Below are 585 nucleotides of genomic sequence, written 5' to 3'. Positions count from 1 at the left end.
GAATTCACCTGCGCGCGGCATCCGGCGCGCAAGTACCTGTTCCTCTCGGCCGGCTCCGGCATCACGCCGCTGATGTCGATGAGCCGCGCGCATCACGATCTCGCCGAGGATCGCGACATCGTGTTCGTGCATAGCGCACGCACGCCCGACGACATCATCTTCTCGCGCGAGCTCGACCTGATCGCCGCCAACCAGGCCAATTTCCGCACCTCGTTCGTTTGCGAGCGGATCGGCACGCGTACCAACTGGCACGGCGTGACGGGGTACCTCTCGCTGCCGCTGCTCAAGCTGATCGCGCCGGATTTCATGGAACGCGAGATCTTCACCTGCGGGCCGGCGCCCTATATGAAGGCCGTGCGCGACCTGCTCGACGAAGCCGGTTTCGATCGCAAGCAGTATCACGAGGAAAGCTTCTCGTTCGAGACGCTGCTCGACGAGGCCGCGCCCGAAGTGGTGGAGACGCTGGTGGAGGAGGGCGTGCCGGTGCCCGATACCACGCACTACACGGTGAGCTTCGCCAGGAGCCACCGCGAGATCAGCTGCGGCGCCGACCAGCATGTGCTCGAGGCCGCGCGCCAGGCCGGC

Annotated in this window: 1 pseudogene; it reads left to right on the top strand. The window is 66.0% G+C overall.

From position 1 onward, the window contains the following. Window positions 1-585: pseudogene (locus FQ755_RS05075) on the top strand (hybrid-cluster NAD(P)-dependent oxidoreductase); the annotation flags it as partial.

Source organism: Paraburkholderia sp. BCC1885 (genome assembly GCF_900996235.1).
Classification (GTDB): Bacteria; Pseudomonadota; Gammaproteobacteria; order Burkholderiales; family Burkholderiaceae; genus Paraburkholderia.
Note: the sequence above shows the minus strand (reverse complement) of the source record. Positions and strands in the feature narration are given on the sequence as shown.